This window comes from Streptomyces sp. NBC_01217 (genome assembly GCF_035994185.1).
Lineage (GTDB): Bacteria > Actinomycetota > Actinomycetes > Streptomycetales > Streptomycetaceae > Streptomyces.
The window spans coordinates 690,711-706,569 of record NZ_CP108538.1 but is presented as its reverse complement, the minus strand read 5'-3'; the positions used below and the strand labels follow the sequence as shown (position 1 = coordinate 706,569).

The 15,859-nt window shown below is 69.9% G+C and carries 16 protein-coding genes; 12 read left to right on the top strand and 4 right to left on the bottom strand.

Annotated elements, in window-relative coordinates; genetic code table 11:
• Positions 1 to 63: 63 nt before the first annotated feature.
• Entirely contained in the window at positions 64 to 1,692 is a 1,629-nt protein-coding gene (locus OG507_RS02900; protein ID WP_327365525.1) for an FAD-dependent monooxygenase, read from the bottom strand.
• Positions 1,693 to 1,959: 267 nt separating this feature from the next.
• Here OG507_RS02900 and OG507_RS02895 point away from each other — a divergent pair, with 267 nt between their 5' ends.
• From OG507_RS02895 to OG507_RS02865, 7 genes are all read left to right on the top strand, one after another.
• The gene (locus OG507_RS02895; RefSeq protein WP_327365524.1) at positions 1,960 to 3,081 is read left to right on the top strand and encodes a SchA/CurD-like domain-containing protein; all 1,122 of its coding nucleotides are present in this window, start codon (positions 1,960 to 1,962) and stop codon (positions 3,079 to 3,081) included.
• 77 nt (positions 3,082 to 3,158) lie between these two features.
• Positions 3,159 to 3,593 (top strand): cupin domain-containing protein, encoded by a 435-nt coding sequence (locus OG507_RS02890; RefSeq protein WP_327365523.1) that lies wholly within the window; start codon positions 3,159 to 3,161, stop codon positions 3,591 to 3,593.
• Entirely contained in the window at positions 3,590 to 4,858 is a 1,269-nt protein-coding gene (locus OG507_RS02885) for a beta-ketoacyl-[acyl-carrier-protein] synthase family protein (protein ID WP_327365522.1), read from the top strand. Before OG507_RS02890 ends, OG507_RS02885 begins: the two co-directional genes overlap by 4 nt.
• Positions 4,855 to 6,105, top strand: a complete 1,251-nt coding sequence (locus OG507_RS02880; protein WP_327365521.1) for a beta-ketoacyl synthase N-terminal-like domain-containing protein — start codon at positions 4,855 to 4,857, stop codon at positions 6,103 to 6,105. Before OG507_RS02885 ends, OG507_RS02880 begins: the two co-directional genes overlap by 4 nt.
• 16 nt (positions 6,106 to 6,121) lie before the next feature.
• Positions 6,122 to 6,379: an acyl carrier protein gene (locus OG507_RS02875; protein WP_327365520.1), complete on the top strand. Its 258-nt coding sequence runs from the start codon at positions 6,122 to 6,124 to the stop codon at positions 6,377 to 6,379.
• 1 nt (position 6,380) lies between these two features.
• Entirely contained in the window at positions 6,381 to 6,860 is a 480-nt protein-coding gene (locus tag OG507_RS02870) for an SRPBCC family protein (protein ID WP_327365519.1), read from the top strand.
• A 75-nt stretch (positions 6,861 to 6,935) separates the two neighbouring features.
• On the top strand, positions 6,936 to 7,268 hold the full coding sequence (locus OG507_RS02865; RefSeq protein ID WP_327365518.1) for a TcmI family type II polyketide cyclase: 333 nt from the start codon (positions 6,936 to 6,938) through the stop codon (positions 7,266 to 7,268).
• Positions 7,269 to 7,346: 78 nt separating this feature from the next.
• Here OG507_RS02865 and OG507_RS02860 read toward each other — a convergent pair whose 3' ends face one another.
• The 3 genes from OG507_RS02860 to OG507_RS02850 all read right to left on the bottom strand — a co-directional run bounded on the left by OG507_RS02860 (position 7,347) and on the right by OG507_RS02850 (position 11,361).
• Positions 7,347 to 8,423, bottom strand: a complete 1,077-nt coding sequence (locus OG507_RS02860; protein ID WP_327365517.1) for a methyltransferase — start codon at positions 8,421 to 8,423, stop codon at positions 7,347 to 7,349.
• A gap of 36 nt (positions 8,424 to 8,459) precedes the next feature.
• The gene (locus OG507_RS02855; protein ID WP_442810932.1) at positions 8,460 to 9,548 is read right to left on the bottom strand and encodes a right-handed parallel beta-helix repeat-containing protein; all 1,089 of its coding nucleotides are present in this window, start codon (positions 9,546 to 9,548) and stop codon (positions 8,460 to 8,462) included.
• Between the two features lie 184 nt (positions 9,549 to 9,732).
• The gene (locus OG507_RS02850; RefSeq protein ID WP_327365515.1) at positions 9,733 to 11,361 is read right to left on the bottom strand and encodes an acyl-CoA synthetase; all 1,629 of its coding nucleotides are present in this window, start codon (positions 11,359 to 11,361) and stop codon (positions 9,733 to 9,735) included.
• Positions 11,362 to 11,528: 167 nt separating this feature from the next.
• On the opposite strand from OG507_RS02850, the gene OG507_RS02845 reads away from it, so the two are divergent.
• From OG507_RS02845 to OG507_RS02825, 5 genes are all read left to right on the top strand, one after another.
• Positions 11,529 to 12,329 (top strand): crotonase/enoyl-CoA hydratase family protein, encoded by an 801-nt coding sequence (locus OG507_RS02845; RefSeq protein ID WP_327365514.1) that lies wholly within the window; start codon positions 11,529 to 11,531, stop codon positions 12,327 to 12,329.
• A 16-nt stretch (positions 12,330 to 12,345) separates the two neighbouring features.
• Positions 12,346 to 13,296, top strand: a complete 951-nt coding sequence (locus OG507_RS02840; RefSeq protein ID WP_327365513.1) for a Zn-ribbon domain-containing OB-fold protein — start codon at positions 12,346 to 12,348, stop codon at positions 13,294 to 13,296.
• Complete coding sequence (locus OG507_RS02835; protein ID WP_327365512.1) at positions 13,297 to 14,349, top strand: thiolase domain-containing protein; 1,053 nt, start codon at positions 13,297 to 13,299, stop codon at positions 14,347 to 14,349.
• Positions 14,342 to 15,508, top strand: coding sequence for a thiolase domain-containing protein (locus tag OG507_RS02830; protein ID WP_327365511.1), 1,167 nt, complete (start codon positions 14,342 to 14,344; stop codon positions 15,506 to 15,508). The genes OG507_RS02835 and OG507_RS02830 overlap by 8 nt, the downstream gene beginning before the upstream one ends.
• Before the next feature lie 104 nt (positions 15,509 to 15,612).
• The gene (locus OG507_RS02825; RefSeq protein ID WP_327365510.1) at positions 15,613 to 15,852 is read left to right on the top strand and encodes a DUF397 domain-containing protein; all 240 of its coding nucleotides are present in this window, start codon (positions 15,613 to 15,615) and stop codon (positions 15,850 to 15,852) included.
• The last annotated feature ends 7 nt before the right edge of the window (positions 15,853 to 15,859 follow it).

Genomic DNA, 15,859 nt, shown 5'->3' with positions numbered 1-15,859 from the left:
CCGCGCTCACCGCGGTGAGCGCGGCACCGGCAGGTGTTCGGCCGGCCGCACGGTGCTTTGGCGTCAGGCCCGGTGCAGCACGGAGGTCAGGACCTCCTGGAGGGTGGCCTCGGCGTCGGCCACGGGACCCGTCGAGCGCCAGGCCACGAAGCCGTCGGGGCGCACCAGCACGGCGCCTTCGGACGTCGTGCCGTGGAGTTCGGCCCAGTCGGCCCCGTTCTCCGGCTCCAGATCGGCGCCCGGACCGATGCCGTACGCCTGGAGCCGTACCGAGAGCCGGTCGGCGACCCGCGCCGCCGCCTGCCGCCACACCGTGTCCCGGCCGTCGGTGAGCAGCACGAGGGTGTGCTCGTACAGATCCAGGGTGGACTTGCGATCACCGGTCTGACGGACCCACAGATGCGGTGCCCGGCTGCCGGGTTGACCGTTCAGCTGCATTCCCTGCGGCACCACCGGCTGCTGCGGATCGGCACCCAGGACCGCGCCGCGGACATAGCGATAGCCCAGGGCCACGGTGAGCATGCCGCCCTGCCTCCCGCCGCCCACGCCCGGCGCCGCCGCGTAACCGGGGTGACTGTGCTCGCTGGAGCGCGCCGAGGCCCGCGCGCTCGTCGCCTGCGCCACCGGCAGCCGCTCCGCCTCGTAGGTGTCCAGCAGACCCGGGCCCGCCTCCCCCTTCAGCACGGCGGCGAGCTTCCAGGCCAGGTTGTGCGCGTCCTGAATACCGGTGTTGGAACCGAACGCCCCGGTGGGGGACATCTCATGGGCCGAGTCCCCGGCGAGGAACACCCTGCCGGACGAGTACCGCTCGGCGACCCGCTCCGCGGCATGCCACGGGGCCCTTCCGGTGATCTCGATGTCGATGCCCGGCGCGCCGACCGCCGTGCGGATGTGCTCGGCACACCGCTCGTCGGTGAAGTCCTCCAGCGTCTCGCCCAGTTGGGGCTGCCACGGCGCGTGGAACACCCACTCCTTCTCGTTGTCCACCGGCAACAGGGCGCCGTCCGCAGCCGGGTTGGTCAGATAGCAGACGATGAAGCGCCGGTCGCCCAGCACATCGGCGAGCTGCCGGGAGCGGAAGGTGATGCTCACGTTGTGGAAGAGATCGCCGGGCCCCGTACGGTCGATGCGCAGCTGCTCACGGATGGGGCTGCGCGGCCCGTCCGCCGCGATGAGGTAGTCCGCACGCACACTGATGTGCTCGCCGGTCTCCCGGTTCTTGAGTGCCGCGTCCACCCCTGACGGGTCCTGGTCGAAGCTCTGCATCTCGGTGGAGAACCGCAGGTCACCGCCCTGCTTGCGGGCAAGTTTCACCAGAACGGGCTCCAGGTCGTTCTGGCTGCACAGGCACCAGCCGGTCGGGCTGAAGCGGGCGAGACCGCCACCCGGGTCGATCTCCTTGAACAGCCACTCCTGGTCGTCCCCGGTGAGCGAACCGGCCTGGAGGATGCCGTGGTTGTCGGCGAGGACCGAAGCCGCCTCCCGGATGCCCTGCTCGGCACCCGCCGTGCGGAACACCTCCATCGTGCGCACGTTGTTGCCACGTCCGCGAGGATGTGTCGAGGTGGATCGGTGCTTTTCGACCAGCAGATGCTCGATGCCGAGCCGGCCGAGGAAAAGTGAGGCGGACAGGCCCACCAGGGAGCCGCCCACGATGAGGACCGGTACGCGAATGTCGACGTTCTCGTTCATCAGTTGCTCCAGCTCGGACGCCGTTCGGTTGCATTGTTCAATGCCCTCGCCGGAGCGGTTCGGACGGCCGCTCACCTGAACGGTTCATAAATCTCGCGCCACCCGGACCAGCGTTTCACGATCGGTCACGGAGACGATGCCCGCGGTTACGGGGGCGGACCGATCACATCCGCCGGGAGAGTCCCCTCTCCGAATCCACTCGCCAACCGACGGTTGACGGCATGCCATCCGGCCCGGCCACGACACCGTCTCGAAGGAGATCGAAAGATGACCATCACCCTCTCGGAACGGATCTCCCAGTCCGCCTTCGACGGTTCCAGGCTGCGTGTCGTGCTGCTGCTGGACCTGTACGACGGAGCCCAGAAGCAGTTCCTGGAGGCGTATGAGCACCTGCGCAATCAGGTGGCATCCGTCCCCGGTCACATCAGCGACCAGCTGTGCCAGTCCATCGAGAACCCCTCCCAGTGGCTGATCACCAGCGAGTGGGAGAGTGCCCCGCCGTTCCTCGCCTGGGTGAACAGCGAGGAGCACGTCGCAACCGTTCAGCCGCTGCACAACTGCGTACGCGACACCCGTTCGCTGCGCTTCAGCGTCCTGCGGGAGACCGGCAAGGCGTTCGAGATGGCGCCCGAGGCGGCCAAGGGCCGACTGCAGGCCTCGCCCCGTCTGGGCGACGGGGTGGTGCGCCACGCGCTCACCTTCACCGTCAAGCAGGGCACAGAGGACATCGTGGCGAAGATCCTGGCCGATTACGAGTCCCCGAAGGCGCGTGTCGATGATGTAACCCGACTGCGCCGCACGTCGCTCTTCATGCACGGAAACCGCGTCGTGCGGGCCGTCGAGGTCGAGGGCGACCTCCTGGCGGCCCTGCGGCATGTCTCCCGGCAGCCCGAGGTCCGGGCCGTCGAAGAGGCCATCAACCCCTATCTGGAGCAGGACCGGGACCTCAGCGACCCGGACTCCGCCCGGATGTTCTTCACCCGAGCGGCGCTCCCGACCGTCCACCACGTGACCGCGGGCCGGCACAAGGCCGAGGACATCCGCCGGCACGCGCTCTTCTACCAGGCCAAGGAGGGCTGCGGCATGGCACTCGCCCGGCTGCTCGCCGGCCACGACGAGGAGGCGGCCGACGACCCCGCGAGCATCATCGACAGCAGCACCATCTTCCAGCGCGACGACGTCGTCGTCCGCCTCCTCGAAGCGGTCGGACCGATCGACGCGCAGCCGGCCCAGATGGTCGGTATCGACGGCCCCGGCAAGGTGGCCAGGCTCGGACGCCTCCTCGACGGCGCCGCGTACGCCGTGCCCACCACCGAGCAGGGCATCCCGCGCTTCCTCACGGAGTCCGAGATGACCCTGATCACAGATCGGCGGGCCATGGAGTCCTGAACCGCGCATCCGCACCCTGGGGGGTTCTCGCTCAACCCGTCCAACACAACGCGCAATGCGCCAGGAGGAAAGCAGTCATGACCATGCACCGGCCACGCATCGTGGACCTCAGCGAGACGCAGCCCAATCGCAGGCGCGGAGGCGACCTTCGCGCCATGCTCACGCCGACGACGGTGGGAGCCACCAGCGGCTTCATGGGGCTGGCCATCGTTCAGCCCGGCGACCGCATCGGCGAGCACTACCACCCGTACTCCGAGGAGTTCGTGTACGTCGTGAACGGTCTCCTGGAGGTGGATCTGGACGGCGAACCGCACCGGATGCGGCCCGACCAGGGCCTGCTGATCCCTCCCCATGTCCGCCACCGCTTCCGGAACGTGGGCGACGTCGAGGCACGCATGGTCTTCCACCTCGGCCCACTCGCCCCGCGCCCGGAACTCGGCCACGTCGACACGGAACACACGGAGTCCGCCGAGCGCGTCGCGCCGCCGGAACGAACGGAGGCCACCTCATGACCCGCCGCGTGGTGGTCACCGGTGTCGGCGTCGTGGCCCCCGGCGGCATCGGCGCAGCGGCCTTCTGGGACCTCCTCGCGAACGGCCGCACCGCGACCCGGGGCATCACGCTCTTCGACCCGGCCGGCTTCCGCTCCCGCATCGCCGCAGAGTGCGACTTCGACCCGGCGGCACACGGGCTGGACGCGGACGAGATCGCCAGGTCGGACCGGTACGTCCAGTTCGCGATGGTGGCCGCCAGAGAGGCCCTCGGTGACGCGGGCCTCGATCCGGAGAAGGTGGACCCCTGGCGGATGGGTGTGTCGCTGGGCACCGCGGTCGGCGGTACGACCCGGTTGGAGCACGACTACGTCGCCGTCAGCGGCAGCGGTGCCCGCTGGGACGTCGACCACCGGCCGGCCGGACCGCATCTGGAGCGGGCCTTCTCACCCAGCTCCCTCGCCTCGGCGGTGGCCGAACAGGTCGGTGCCCACGGCCCGGTGCAGACCGTCTCCACGGGCTGCACCTCCGGCCTCGACGCGATCGGGTACGCCTTCCACTCCATCGAGGAGGGCCGCGTCGACGTCTGCGTCGCCGGGGCGTCCGACTCACCGATCACCCCGATCACGGTGGCGTGCTTCGACGCGATCAAGGCCACATCGGCGAACAACGACGATGCCGAGCACGCCTCCCGGCCGTTCGACTCCCGCCGCGACGGCTTCGTCATGGGCGAGGGCGGAGCGGTGCTCGTGCTGGAGGAGATGGAGCACGCCCGGGCCCGCGGAGCGACCGTGTACTGCGAGATCGCGGGCTACGCCACCTTCGGGAACGCTTACCACATGACGGGGCTGACCCCCGAGGGGCTGGAGATGGCCGAGGCGATCAACCAGGCTCTCGGCCATGCCCGCATGGACGGTTCGCAGATCGACTACGTCAACGCGCACGGCTCCGGCACCAAGCAGAACGACCGGCACGAGACGGCCGCCGTGAAGCGGGCCCTGGGCGCGCACGCCTACGACGTACCGATGAGTTCGATCAAGTCGATGGTCGGCCATTCGCTGGGGGCGATCGGGGCCATAGAGATCGCCGCCTGCGTGCTCGCACTGGTCCACCAGACGGTGCCGCCGACGGCGAACTACGAGAGCCCGGACCCGGAGTGCGATCTCGACTATGTGCCGCGCACCGCACGTCCCATGAAGCTGCGCAACGTCCTCTCGGTCGGCAGCGGGTTCGGCGGCTTCCAGTCCGCGGTGGCCCTGACGAGAACAGGTGGGAGGACACCATGAAAACCCGCAGAACACGGCGCACCGTCGTCACCGGCATCGGTGTCGTCGCCCCCAACGGCATCAACACCGAGACCTTCTGGAAGAGGACGCACGAAGGGATCAGCGTTCTCGACCGGGTCACCCGCGAGGGGTGCGAGCAGCTGCCGCTGCGGGTCGCGGGCGAGGTGCGGGGCTTCGAGGCGGTCGAGCTGATCGAAGAGCGCTTCATCGTCCAGACCGACCGGTTCACACACTTCGCGATGGCCGCCGCGGACATCGCGCTGGACGACGCACGGCTCGGCCGTGCCGACTACGAGAACGCGCCCTTCGACGTCGGCGTGGTGACCGCTGCCGGGTCCGGCGGTGGCGAATTCGGCCAGCGTGAACTCCAACGGCTGTGGGGGCAGGGGTCCACCTATGTGGGCCCTTACCAGTCCATCGCCTGGTTCTACGCCGCCAGCACCGGCCAGATCTCGATCCGCGGCGGCTTCAAGGGGCCCTGCGCGGTCGTGGCCAGCGACGAGGCGGGCGGGCTGGATGCGCTGGCGCACGCGGCACGCTCGATCCACCGCGGCACCGAAGCGGTGGTGGTCGGCGCGGCCGAGGCACCGCTGGCGCCCTACTCGGTCGTCTGCCAGCTCGGGTACGAGGATCTGAGCACCAGCGAGGACCCCGCCCGTGCCTACCGGCCGTTCACCGCGGACGCCTGCGGATTCGTGCCGGCCGAGGGCGGCGCCATGCTGGTGGTCGAGGAGGAGCAGTCGGCGCGTCGGCGCGGGGCCCGGGTCCGGGCCGAAGTCGCCGGGCACGCCGCCACGTTCACCGGGGCGTCCCGGTGGGAAGAGTCCCGCGAGGGCCTCGCCCAGGCGATCATCGGCGCCCTGCGGGAGGCCGACTGCGCGCCGGACGAGATCGACGTCGTCTTCGCGGACGCCCTCGGCGTACCGGCGGCCGACCGTGCCGAGGCGCTGGCCATCGCGGACGCGCTCGGCGCGCACGGCCGACGGGTCCCGGTGACGGCGCCCAAGACCGGCATCGGGCGTGCCTACTGCGGTGCACCGGTGCTGGACGCGGCCGCGGCCGTGCTCTCCATGGAGAACGCGCTGATACCGCCGACCCCGAACGTCTACGACGTGTGCCACGACCTCGACGTGGTCACCGGCCAGGCGCGCCCCGCGCAACTGCGGACGGCGCTCGTGCTCAGCCGCGGGCTCATGGGCTCGAACGCGGCGCTGGTGCTGCGGCGCCCCACCGACATCCAAGCGTGAGTAAGGAGAAGTCCTCATGACCGATCGACTGACCTACACGGAACTCGCCGTCCTGATGAAGAAGGGCGCCGGACTCACCGTCGACCCACTGGACATGGAGAAGCGCCCCGGGTCGGCCTTCGACGAGTTCGGCCTCGACTCGTTGGGCCTGCTCGGCATCGTGGGCGTGCTGGAGAACCGGCACGGCAGGGCGCTGCCGGCCGACGCCGACCGCTGCAAGACCCCCCAGGAATTCCTCGACCTCGTCAACACCACCCTCATGACTGGAGCCTGAAGTGTCCGGACACACCGAGAACGAGATCACCATCGCCGCCCCCCTGGACCTCGTCTGGGACGTGACGAACGATCTGGAGAACTGGCCGCGGCTGTTCAGCGAGTACGCCGCGGTCGAGATCATCGAACGGGACGGTGACAGCACGACGTTCCGTCTGACCATGCACCCCGACGAGAACGACAAGGTCTGGAGCTGGGTCTCCGAGCGGACCGTCGACCGCGCCGGACGCACGGTCCGCGCCCGCCGTGTCGAGCCGGGCCCCTTCCAGCACATGAACATCCGGTGGAAGTACTCGGAGGTCCCCGGCGGCACGAAGCTGCACTGGGAGCAGGACTTCGCGATGCGGCCCGACGCACCCGTCGACGACGCGTGGATGACCGACAACATCAACCGCAACTCCAAGGTCCAGATGGAGCTCATCCGGGACAAGATCGAGCAGCGGGCGCGCGAGCGCCGTACCGCCTCGGTCTCAGCCGGCTGATCCGCTGTCCGCCCACGACCCGGCACCCGGCCGCCCGGCCGGGTGCCGGGCCGGGAACCAGAAAGGCATCCCACGATGCACCACGCTCTGATCGTCGCCCGGATGGCACCGGGGTCGGCGCCGGACATCGCCGAGCTGTTCGCCGAGTCCGACAGCAGCGAACTGCCGCACCTCGTCGGTGTCACCAGGCGCAAGCTCTTCCAGTTCGGCGACGTCTATCTGCATCTGATCGAATCGGAGCGCCCGCCCGGCCCCGAGATCGCCAAGGTGACGCAGCACCCGGCGTTCAAGGACATCAGCGACAAGCTCACCGCCTATGTGAGCGCGTACGACCCGCAGACCTGGCGCAGCCCCAAGGACGCCATGGCCCACGAGTTCTACCGGTGGGAGCGCGGCGCCACCGCTTGAGGCGAATGACGGACGATCGCCCCGGGTCCGGCCGACCGGCCGGACCCGGGGCGATCTGCGCTGTGCCCGGTCGGGAGATCAGCCGGGGACCACGCATTCGAAGGCGTGGAGGTAGGGATTGACCGGGACGACCTTGCCGATCAGCAGCCCGGCGTCCGAGATCCGGCTGACCAGGCTCTCCCTGGTGTGCTTCGCACCGCCGACGTTAAGGAGCAGCAGCAGGTCCATCGCGGTGGTGAACCGCATCGACGGGGTGTCGTCGACGAGGTTCTCGATGACGACGACCCTGGCCCCCGGTCGGGCTGCGGCGATGACGTTGCGCAGGGTCCTGCGCGTGCTGTCGTCGTCCCACTCCAGGATGTTCTTGATGATGTAGAGATCGGCCTGGACGGGGATGGCCTCGCGGCAGTCCCCGGCCACGATGCGGGTCCGGCCGACGAGCGGCCCCTCGTCCCGCAGCCGGGCATCCGCCCGTGCCACCACACCCGGCAGGTCCATCAGGGTGCCGCGGAGCGACGGGTGCTTCTCCAGCAGGCTCGCCAGCACGTGCCCCTGGCCGCCGCCGATGTCGGCGACCGCGGACACCCCGGTGAGATCGAGGAGTTCGGCGACGTCCAGCGCTGACTGCATGCTGGAGGTGGTCATGGCCCGGTTGAAGATCTGGGCCGACTCGTGTGCCTCCTGGTGGAGGTAGTCGAAGAAGCCCTTGCCGTGCACGTCCGCGAAGACGCTCCTGCCGGTGCGCACCGCGTCGTCGAGGTGCGGCCAGACGTCCCAGGTCCAGGGCTCGGTGCACCACAGGCAGATGTCACGCAGGCTGTTCGGGTCGTCCTCGCGCAGCAGGCGGGACATCTCGGTGTGGGCGAAGTACCCGTCCGGGGTCTCGGCGAAGATCCCGTAGCAGGACAGGGCGCGCAGCAGCCGGAGCAGGGGCACCGGCTCGGTCTTCACCAGCGTGGCGAGCTCCTGCGCGGTCGCGGGCGTCTCGCCCAGCGCGTCGGCGACGCCCAGCCGGGCCGCGGCGCGCACGGCGGCGGCGCGGGCCGCCCCGAAGGCGATCTCGCGCAGCTGCATGGCCGGCTGAGGGGGAGTGACGGGGTGCGGGACGGCGGCGTGTGCGGGGGTCGGTGCGGGAGTGGGACTCACAGTGGTCATGCTGTTTTCGCTTCTCCTCGTGCGGGGGTGCACCGGTCAGCACATCCCTGCCGGTGTGGACTTCTTGCAGACGTTGGCGACGAAGGTGTTGTTCTTGCCGGTGTCCCCATTGGCCAGGTCGGCCGGCTTGTTGCCGAGCGAGACATTGCCGCTGATGGTGTGACCGGTGTTCTTCGTGCCCACGAAGCTCTTGAACAGCACGACGCCGCCGGACATCGGCGTGGTGCCGACGTTGTTGCTGATCGTGTTCGAGCGCACCTGGGTGTCCGCGGCGCCGGTGAGGACGATGCCGGAGCCCTGGATGGCGGGCAGCCGTTCGGTCTTGGCACAGTACTTGTTGTTGTCGGTGATCTGGTTGGACCGGATCGTCATGGCTCCGGCCTGCGGCTTGCCCTCGTCGCCCACGACGAAGACGCCGTTGCAGTTGCCGGTGAAGGTGTTGTCGTGGACCGACAGGTTTCGTACACGCCTTGCGGTGAAGCCGATCCGGTTGTTCGCCAGTGTGTTGTCCTGGATCTCGGTGCCGCGGGTGTCGGTGGCGCCGCCCTCCTCGTCGACGGTGTTCGCGACGAAGAGGCCCGCGTCGCCGTTGGCACGGGCGATGTTGCCCGTGAACTGGCCGCGGGTGGAGCGTTCCTGGGCGATGCCCCAGACGCCGTTGCGCTCGGAGGTCACCCGCCGGACGGTCAGCTGGTCCGTCCAGGAGGCCCAGACGCCGTTCTTCTTGAATCCGGATACGGTGACCGAGTCGATGGTCACGCCGTCGACGGTCCGGCCCTTCTTGCCCAGGACGCAGATTCCGCTGCCGGCCTTCGCGCAGGCGTCGGTGGACTGCTTCTTCGCCGTCGGGGGCTTGATGACGGTCCGGCTGCCGAGGCCGCGCAGGGTCAGGCCCTTCTTGTCGATCACGACGGTCTCCCGGTACGTGCCGGGCATGACGACGACCGTGTCACCGGGCTCGGCGGCGTTCACCGCCTTCTGGATCGACCCGCCGGGGTGCACCACACGCGGGCTCGCGACGGAGGCGGACGGAACTGCCGTCCCGAATACCGCGGCCGAGACCACGAGTCCCGCGGCCGAGACGACCGCGACAGAGACAAGGCTCATGATGTGTCGTTTCCTCATGAGCCGACGCTATGGGCGATTTCCCCCCATTGCCACATAGTGTGAGCGGTCGGGCACGGGGCGTGCCTGAATGGCTCAGTCCGAGGCCGCCGCCCGGTGCGCGGAGCGGACGTACAAGGGTGCATTCGGGTGATTCGGGCCGGGGTGCCATCCGGGTGAGGCGCGGGTCACGGGTCCCGGTGCCTCAGTCCTCGGGCCCGGGCCGGGGCGCGACGACCGAGCGGGCCCATCGGTAGTCGGCCTTGCCGCTCGGTGAGCGCTGGATCTGCCGGGTGATCACCAGTCGGCGGGGGATCTTGTAGCCGGCCAGCCGGGTCCTGCAGTGCGCCTGTACGTCGCCGAGCGAGGGCTCGGCCGCCCCTTCGCGCAGCTGCACCACTGCCGCGACGCGGTTCCCCCACCGTTCGTCCGGCACCCCGGCGACCAGCGCGTCGTACACATCCGGATGGGCCTTCAGTGCCTCCTCGACCTCCTCGGGGTACACCTTCTCGCCCCCGGTGTTGATGCACTGCGAGCCCCGGCCGAGGACCGTGACGATGCCGTCCGCGTCGACGGTCGCCATGTCGCCGAGCAGCACCCAGCGTTCCTCATCCCTGTGGAAGAAGGTCTCCGCGGTCTTTCGCGGGTCGTTGTAGTAGCCGAGCGGTACATGGCCGCGCTGGGCGATCCGTCCTTGCCCGCCCGGGGCCACCGGCTCGTACGTCACCGGATCCACCACCGTCGTACGGGAGTTGACCTGGAGCCGGAAGCCCTTCTCCGGGCCCGAGTCCGCCGTCGCCGTGCCGTTGAAGCCGGACTCCGACGAGCCGAAGTTGTTCAGCAGCATCACCGTGGGCACCAGTGCCTGGAACTCCGCACGCACCGAGTCCGACATGATCGCGCCCGAGCTGGAGACGGAGAACAGCGACGAACAGTCGGTGCCCTTCAGTGGCCCCTTGAGTGCGTCGATCAGCGGTCGCAGCATCGCGTCGCCCACCAGGGAGACGCTGGTGACCTTCTCCTTCTCGATCGTACGGAGCACCTCCTGGGGCACGAACTTGCGGTGGACCACGACCCGTTGGCCGAAGTTGAACCCGATGAACGCGGTGAGCGTCGAGGTGCCGTGCATCAGCGGGGGAGTGGGGAAGAAGGTGATCCCTTCGCCGCCCGCGGCCACCCGCTCGGCCAGCTCCTGCGGGGTCTTCACGGCCTCGCCGGTCGGCGCACCGCCGCCGAGGCCGGAGAAGAAGAGGTCCTCCTGGCGCCACATCACGCCCTTGGGCATGCCGGTGGTGCCGCCGGTGTAGATGATGAACTGGTCGTCGGCCGAGCGTGGCGGGAAGCCGCGCTCCGGGCTCCCCGCCGCCTCGGCATCCGCGAACGCCACAGCGTCGGGACCGCCGGCACCGGCCGGTGACGCCCCCACCCGGATCAGGTGACGGAGCGTCGGGGCCTTCGGGACCGCGGCCGAGACCCGTGCGTCGAACTCGGCGTCGAAGACCAGTGCCACCAGATCCGCGTCACGGTAGAGGTAGGCCAACTCCTCCTCGACGTAGCGATAGTTGACATTGACGGGGACGATGCGGGTCTTGAGGCAGGCCAGTACCGACTGGAGGTACTCGACCCCGTTGTAGAGATGCAGCCCCAGATGCTCGCCGGGGGAGATGCCCGCCCCGATCAGATGGTGGGCGATACGGTTGGCGGCCGCGTCCAGCTCCGCGTACGTCAGGCGGCGTTCCGCACCCGTACCGGGGTGGTCGAGGCAGACGAGCGCCTCGCGTTCCGGGACCGCGTCGACGACCGACTCGAACAGGTCGGCAAGGTTGTATTCCACCGTTCCTCCTGACCCCGGAAGCTGACTGGCTCGGCGGTCATTAGAGCGCCGGGCGGCACAAGTGGGAAGGGGCGCCGTAGAAGAAAACTGACTGACTGTCAGAAAACTCTTGAACTGCAACCCCGCCTACTGCAACCTGTTCTAGGTCTTGAGACGGGAGGCAGGCAATGGGTGGTACGGAACACCTCACCGTGCAGCGCGAGGGCGCCACGCTGGTGCTCACCTTGAACAGACCGGAGGCGAAGAACGCGCTCTCGCTGCCGATGCTGGTCGGGCTGTACGACGGCTGGCTGGCGGCGGACGAGGACGACACGGTCCGCTCGGTCGTCCTCACCGGCGCGGGCGGCAGCTTCTGTGCCGGCATGGACCTCAAAGCCCTGGCGGGCAAGGGGATGGAGGGCGAGCAGTACCGCGACCGGATGACCGCCGATCCCGATCTGCACTGGAAGGCGATGCTGCGCCACCACCGCCCGCGCAAACCGGTCATCGCCGCCGTCGAGGGCCACTGCGTGGCCGGAGGCACCGAGATCCTCCAGGGAACCGACATCCGCATCGCCGGGGCGGGCGCCACCTTCGGGCTCTTCGAGGTCAGGCGCGGCCTCTTTCCCATCGGAGGGTCGACAGTAAGGCTGCCGCGCCAGATCGCCCGCACCCACGCCCTCGAAATGCTCCTCACCGGACGCCCGTACAGCGCCGAGGAGGCCGCCGCCATCGGGCTGATCGGCAGGGTTGTCCCCGACGGCACCGCACTGGAACAGGCGCTCGCCGTCGCCGAGCAGATCAATGCCTGCGGACCGCTCGCCGTCGAAGCCGTCAAGGCCTCCGTGTACGAGACCGCCGAGCTGACCGAGACCGAGGGCCTCGCCGCGGAACTGAAACGCGGCCGGCCGCTCTTCGCCACCGACGACGCCAAGGAGGGCGCCCGCGCCTTCGCAGAGAAGCGCCCGCCCGTCTACAGGCGCGCCTGAGCCAAGGAGGCCGACCGTGCCCGACATCCTCAGCGCACCGCTGGTGGTCGCATTCCCCTTCACCCGCTCCCTCGGACCGGTCCAGAGCGCCTTCCTCACCGGGCTGCGCGAACGCACCGTCCTCGGCGTGCGGACCGGCGACGGAAAGGTCCTGGTCCCGCCCGTCGAGTACGACCCAGTCACCGCGCAGGAGATCCGCGAGCTGACCGAGGTCGCCGCCACCGGCACCGTCACCACCTGGGCCTGGAACCCCGCCCCGCGTCCCGGCCAGCCCCTCGACACCCCCTTCGCCTGGGTCCTCGTCCGGCTGGACGGCGCCGACACCGCCCTGCTGCACGCCGTCGCCGCGCCCGGTCCGGAAGCCGTCCGCACCGGCATGCGGGTACGGATCCGCTGGGCCTCCGAGCGGACCGGCGCCATCACCGACATCGCCTGCTTCGAGCCGTACGACGCGGAGGCAGGCAGGCCGGCCCCGCACAGCGGCGAGTTCACCGACCCCGTCCACGGCATCGTCACCCCCGCCCGGCTCGACTACCGGTACACGCCCGGCCGCGCCCAGAGCGCGTACCTGGGCGCACTGTCCGAGCGGCGCACCGTCGGCGAGCGCTGCCCGTCCTGCGACAAGGTCTACGTACCGCCCCGCGGCGCCTGTCCCACCTGCGGTGTCGCCACCGCCGAACAGGTCGAGGTCGGCCCGCGCGGCACCGTGACCACGTACTGCATCGTCAACATCAAGGCTGCTCACACGGCGAATCTCGACATCGAGGTCCCGTACGTCTACGCGCACATCGCACTCGACGGCGCGGACCTCGCACTGCACGCACGCATCGGCCAAATCCCCTACGACCAGGTGCGCATGGGCCTGCGGGTCGAACCCGTCTGGACCGAGGGCGGGCGTCACCCCGATCACTACCGGCCGACCGGGGAACCGGACGCCGACTACGACGCGTACAAGGAGCTGTTGTAGATGCGGGACGTAGCGATCGTCGCCTTCGCGCAGAGCGACCACCTCAGGCGCACCGACGAACTCTCCGAAGTCGAGATGCTGATGCCCGTACTCCACCGGGTCCTTGACACGACCGGTCTCAGGGCCGGGGACATCGGCTTCACCTGCTCCGGCTCCACCGACTACCTCGCGGGCCGCGCCTTCTCCTTCACCATGGCGCTCGACGGCGTCGGCGCGTACCCGCCGATCTCCGAGTCCCATGTGGAGATGGACGGCGCGTGGGCACTCTACGAGGCATGGGTGAAGATCCTGACGGGCGAGGCCGACACCGCGCTCGTCTACGCCTACGGAAAGTCCTCATCCGGTGAGGTGCGCGACGTACTGACGCGCCAGCTCGATCCGTACTACGTCGGCCCGCTGTGGCCGGACTCCGTCGCGCTCGCCGCACTCCAGGCGCAGGCGCTGATCGACGCGGGCGAAACCGACGAGACCGCACTCGCCGCGATCGCCGCCCGCAGCCGCGCCGCCGCCGTGGACAACCCGCACGCCCAGCTCAAGGGCCCGGTCCCGGCCGGTGAGTACGTCGTGCGGCCGCTGCGGACCGGCGACTGCCCGCCGGTCGGCGACGGCGCCGCAGCCGTGATCCTCGCGGCCGGTGACACCGCACGGGCCCTGTGTCCCCGCCCCGCCTGGATCCGCGGCATCGACCACCGCATCGAGGCCCACAGTCTCGGGGTACGAGAGCTGACCCGGTCGCCGTCCACCCGGCTCGCCGCCGAACGCGCCGGTGCCTTCGAACGGCCCGTGGACACCGCCGAGTTGCACGCCCCGTTCACCTCCCAGGAGGTGGTCCTGCGCAAGGCGCTCGGGCTCGACGACAGCGTCACCGTCAACCCGTCCGGTGGCGCGCTCGCCGCCAACCCCGTCATGGCCGCCGGGCTGATCCGCCTCGGCGAGGCCGCGGCCCGCATCCACCGCGGCGAGTCCGACCGCGCGCTCGCCCACGCCACCTCCGGGCCCTGTCTCCAGCAGAACCTGGTCGCCGTCCTCGAAGGGGAGAGCGCTCATGCCTAAGGAGCCCGTGGCCGTAGTCGGCATCGGCCAGACGAAGCACGTCTCCGCCCGCCGGGACGTCTCCATCGCCGGACTCGTCCGCGAGGCTGCCGTCCGCGCCCTGGAGGACGCCGCCCTGACCTGGGCGGACATCGACGCCGTCGTCATCGGCAAGGCACCCGACTTCTTCGAGGGCCTGATGATGCCCGAGCTCTATCTCGCCGACGCCCTCGGCGCGGTCGGCAAACCCATGCTCCGCGTGCACACCGCCGGCTCGGTCGGCGGCTCCACCGCACTCGTCGCAGCCAACCTGGTCTCCGCGCGGGTACACCGCACGGTCCTCACACTCGCCTTCGAGAAGCAGTCCGAGTCCAACGCCATGTGGGGCCTGTCGCTGCCCATCCCGTTCCAGCAGCCGCTGCTGGCCGGCGCGGGCGGCTTCTTCGCCCCGCACGTGCGCGCGTACATGCGCCGCACCGGGGCACCCGACACGGTCGGCTCCCTCGTCGCGTACAAGGACCGCCGCAACGCGCTCAAGAATCCGTACGCGCACATCCACGACCCCGGCATAACCCTTGAGAAGGTCCGCTCCGCACCGATGCTCTGGGACCCGATCCGCTACTCCGAGACCTGCCCGTCCTCCGACGGGGCCTGCGCGATGATCCTCACCGACCGTGCCGGAGCGGACCGTTCCCCGCATCCGCCCGCCTGGATGCACGGCGGCGCGATGCGCAGCGAACCCACACTCTTCGCAGGCAAGGACTTCGTCTCGCCGCGGGCGGGCAGGGACTGCGCCGCCGATGTGTACCGGCAGGCGGGAATCAGCGACCCGCGACGCGAGATCGACGCCGTCGAGATGTACGTGCCGTTCTCCTGGTACGAACCCATGTGGCTGGAGAACCTCGGCTTCGCCGAGGAGGGCGAGGGCTGGAAGCTCACCGAGTCCGGCGCCACCGAACTCGACGGAGACCTCCCGGTGAACCCCTCGGGCGGGGTGCTCTCCACCAATCCCATCGGCGCCTCCGGCATGATCCGCTTCGCCGAAGCAGCGCTGCAGGTACGGGGACAGGCGGGCGCGCACCAGGTGGAGGGGGCGCGAAGGGCGCTCGGTCATGCGTACGGCGGCGGGGCGCAGTTCTTCTCCATGTGGCTGGTCGGAGCCGAACCGCCCACCCACTGACGGCAGGCGGAACCCGGACCGGAGGAACCCTGAACCGCAGCCTGTCCCGGGCCGCCGACGGTGGCTAGTCTTTGGCCCGGGACGAACAAGTGGGAGGAGCCGACGTGGCGGAGAGCACCACCCAGCAGCCCTTCGCGGGCTGGGACAAGCCGGACCTCGATCTCAGCAACGCGGACTGGCGATCGGGCAGTCAGGGTACGGGCGATGTCCAGATCGCCTTTGTCGAAGGGTTCATCGCGATGCGCAACGCCGGCAAACCCGGCAGCCCGTCGCTGATCTTCACCCCGGCCGAATGGCGCGCCTTCGTGGTGAACGCCCGCGACGGCGAGTTCGACCTGACCTGAGGACCGG

What these genes read in the sequence shown, in the direction of transcription:
- OG507_RS02885 (WP_327365522.1), top strand. Translation starts at nt 3,590, where the DNA reads ATGACCCGCCGCGTGGTGGTCACCGGTGTCGGCGTCGTGGCCCCCGGC.
- OG507_RS02860 (WP_327365517.1), bottom strand. Translation starts at nt 8,423, where the DNA reads ATGACCACTGTGAGTCCCACTCCCGCACCGACCCCCGCACACGCCGCC.
- OG507_RS02890 (WP_327365523.1), top strand. Translation starts at nt 3,159, where the DNA reads ATGACCATGCACCGGCCACGCATCGTGGACCTCAGCGAGACGCAGCCC.
- OG507_RS02830 (WP_327365511.1), top strand. Translation starts at nt 14,342, where the DNA reads ATGCCTAAGGAGCCCGTGGCCGTAGTCGGCATCGGCCAGACGAAGCAC.
- OG507_RS02845 (WP_327365514.1), top strand. Translation starts at nt 11,529, where the DNA reads ATGGGTGGTACGGAACACCTCACCGTGCAGCGCGAGGGCGCCACGCTG.
- OG507_RS02900 (WP_327365525.1), bottom strand. Translation starts at nt 1,692, where the DNA reads ATGAACGAGAACGTCGACATTCGCGTACCGGTCCTCATCGTGGGCGGC.
- OG507_RS02880 (WP_327365521.1), top strand. Translation starts at nt 4,855, where the DNA reads ATGAAAACCCGCAGAACACGGCGCACCGTCGTCACCGGCATCGGTGTC.
- OG507_RS02855 (WP_442810932.1), bottom strand. Translation starts at nt 9,548, where the DNA reads ATGAGGAAACGACACATCATGAGCCTTGTCTCTGTCGCGGTCGTCTCG.
- OG507_RS02895 (WP_327365524.1), top strand. Translation starts at nt 1,960, where the DNA reads ATGACCATCACCCTCTCGGAACGGATCTCCCAGTCCGCCTTCGACGGT.
- OG507_RS02865 (WP_327365518.1), top strand. Translation starts at nt 6,936, where the DNA reads ATGCACCACGCTCTGATCGTCGCCCGGATGGCACCGGGGTCGGCGCCG.
- OG507_RS02875 (WP_327365520.1), top strand. Translation starts at nt 6,122, where the DNA reads ATGACCGATCGACTGACCTACACGGAACTCGCCGTCCTGATGAAGAAG.
- OG507_RS02835 (WP_327365512.1), top strand. Translation starts at nt 13,297, where the DNA reads ATGCGGGACGTAGCGATCGTCGCCTTCGCGCAGAGCGACCACCTCAGG.